At 46.0% G+C, this 2526-nt stretch carries 3 protein-coding genes; all 3 read left to right on the top strand.

Annotation, left to right across the window (positions count from 1 at the left end; all coding sequences use genetic code 11):
• The coding region (locus R7E29_RS16615) for a baseplate J/gp47 family protein (RefSeq protein ID WP_318082758.1) at nt 1–606 on the top strand (606 nt) is incomplete at its 5' end.
• A complete protein-coding gene (locus R7E29_RS16610) occupies nt 599–1195 on the top strand; it encodes a phage tail protein (protein WP_318082757.1) in 597 nt (198 codons plus the stop codon). The genes R7E29_RS16615 and R7E29_RS16610, both read left to right, overlap by 8 nt.
• A gap of 6 nt (nt 1196–1201) precedes the next feature.
• On the top strand, nt 1202–2526 hold a 1325-nt coding region (locus R7E29_RS16605), incomplete at its 3' end, for a phage tail protein (protein ID WP_318082756.1).

The raw sequence follows: 2526 nt of genomic DNA, 5'->3' as shown, positions 1-2526 counted from the left end.
GCAGAGACTGATGAAGAGTTAGCGCTTCGTATTCAAAATGCCTTTACTAGCTCTGGTGAATGGCACATCGATGATGTGTATCGCTCTATCATCGCCAGCGTAGCGGGGATCCGAAGTGATAACATCTATTTTAGAAATACAGGGGACATAACCCCTGGTTCAGCAGAAGCATTGATTTTGATGGAAGTGGGGCCAACCCCGCTAACCGTTCTTGAACAGCTAAATGAGCACATAATGTCTAAAGGGCATCACGGCCACGGTGATGTGCTTACCTGTAAAGCCATTCCCGATACGAAACATGAGATCACGGCGGATGTCGTCTTAGCTGAGAACTTAGACAGCGCCACCAAAGTGAATGAACTTCTTGAAGTGGAAGAGAGGATTAGAGCGGCTTTTCGAGAAACAGCAGCTTACCCAGAAATGACACGCGCGAAACCTGAGCATCGTTTTAGCTTATCTTTGCTTGGTACTGAGATACATACCAACATGACGGAAGTTGAATCGGTAAGGTTTACCGTAGACGGAAAAGTCCAAAAAGACATTATCAGCAAGCTAGAACAGCCTCGATTGAAATCACTCGCAGTTAGGGAACTCGTGGATGTCTGAGTCTCGAAATTACGACCAAAGCCGACATTCCCCTCGCTTACCAGAAATTGTGATCCCATGGTGGCAGGACGGAAGAACGACGGCGGATGAAGTCAAAGAACCTCACTTTTTATCTAAAGGCGCTTTTTCATTCTTCCAGATAGTTTGGAGCAGTCTGCTATTTCCGCTTCGCCAAATGGATGCGTTGACCTGTAACGAAAAAGCATTGGAATTAATGGCATGGGATAGAGATATCAAAAGGTTTGAGAGTGAGCCACTTTCACTGTTTCGAAAGCGAGTGAAATACGCAGAAGTGAACGCCAAAGACGCAGGTAGCGTAGCGGGTTTCAAGCGGATTTTTGAAAGGCTAGGCATTGGCATCGTTAAGTTCAAAGAGCGTCAAAGCGAAGTTCAGTGGGACGTTTGTACTATTGAGCTAAGTGATGGCGATATCTCGCAAAACAGCAAGTTGGTTCAAGTGCTCATAGAGCAGTATGGGAGAACTTGCCGTCGATATCGATTTGAAGTTGTTTATCCCATTCAGGTGCACATTCGTACGGCCTGTTTCAGCCAAAGTCAGCAGCTATTTAGTGCAAAACTAGAGGAATAATACAGTATGAGCCAAACCATTATCCCTGCTCAGTTTGAGCGCTATTTAGTGGATAAAATTACAGCGGGTAGTACGACAAACATGAACGAGTTTGTGTTTGCTCATATTCCTAACTTAGACGCTGAATCAACGATTGACCGTACCCTAGGTCTGCCTAGTGAAGCGTATATCGTGCATCGTCAAAAAGTGGACCAGGCTGCGCGACTTAATAGTAATACGTTGGTGTATTCCGTCATTCTTCAGTCAACCACACCGAGTTTTAAGTTCAATGCGATTTACCTCCATGACAAGCATGTTGAGAACTCCTGTGGCTTGATCGTGTATAAGAATACGGAAACTAAAGAAGAAAACATGACCACTATTAAGTCCGTCGCGCAGGAGTACAGTGGCGCTGCAGCGATAGCAAATATTCATGTTGACCCAGGAACTTGGCAGATAGATTTTCATGCGCGCTTAATGGGCATTGATGATGATTTACGTTTGACGAACCTTGACCATTATGGCGGTTCGGCCTTTGTACGTGGCTGCTCGGTTGTCGCTAAAGGAAAGTCAAACACATTTGTTGTTAGTCCCGGAGTTGTATATGTCTCAGGGTTACGTGTTGAGCTCTCAAAAAAAGAGGTGGTGGTCAGTGATGGCGTTCCCTGCGGCTTGTACTTAGATGTGGTACGCCAAGGCAGCGCACTCTCTCGTTGGGAAAACATAGCGACAGTAAGAAGCTCAAAAACAGAACTCAGTAATTACGTTGATGAAAACGGTCAACAGCATTACATCGCTCGACTTGCTGGCATTGACTCCCATGGCAATGTTACTGATTGGCGCGTGTGGGATGTTATCACTCAGCAACAAGCTGAAGCTGGTGAGGATGAACACCGTAGCCTATGGAGTGCAAAACGAGTCTTTCAGTCTGTCGCGTCATACATCAACAAGAATGTTAAGAATGCCACTAAAACAGCCTCCGGTTGGATGAGTGCAAGCGATAAGAAAAAATTAGACGGGATTCAGAGTGGGGCTCAAGTCAATGTAGCAACTAACTTGAGCGTGTCTCGCAACGCCAATTCTCAAACGGTTAATAGCTCTACGGGTAAAGATGCCACTTTAAGTGCCGCAACAACATCGAGCGCTGGGGTTATGACCGCAGCAGACAAGAAGAAGCTGGATGGCATACAAGCTGGAGCACAAGCGAATATCGCAACCAACTTGACGGCATCTCGCAATGCCACAACTCAAACGATCAAGAGTTCTACGGGTAAAGATGCGGTTTTAAGTGCGGTGACGACATCTCATGCAGGGGTAATGACGGCAGCAGATAAGAAAAAGCTCGATGGAGT

This window comes from Vibrio sp. Vb1729, assembly GCF_033338655.1.
Classification (GTDB): domain Bacteria; phylum Pseudomonadota; class Gammaproteobacteria; order Enterobacterales; family Vibrionaceae; genus Vibrio; species Vibrio alginolyticus.
The sequence above is the reverse complement of the archived record's forward strand: the minus strand, read 5'-3'. Positions and strand labels throughout refer to the sequence as shown.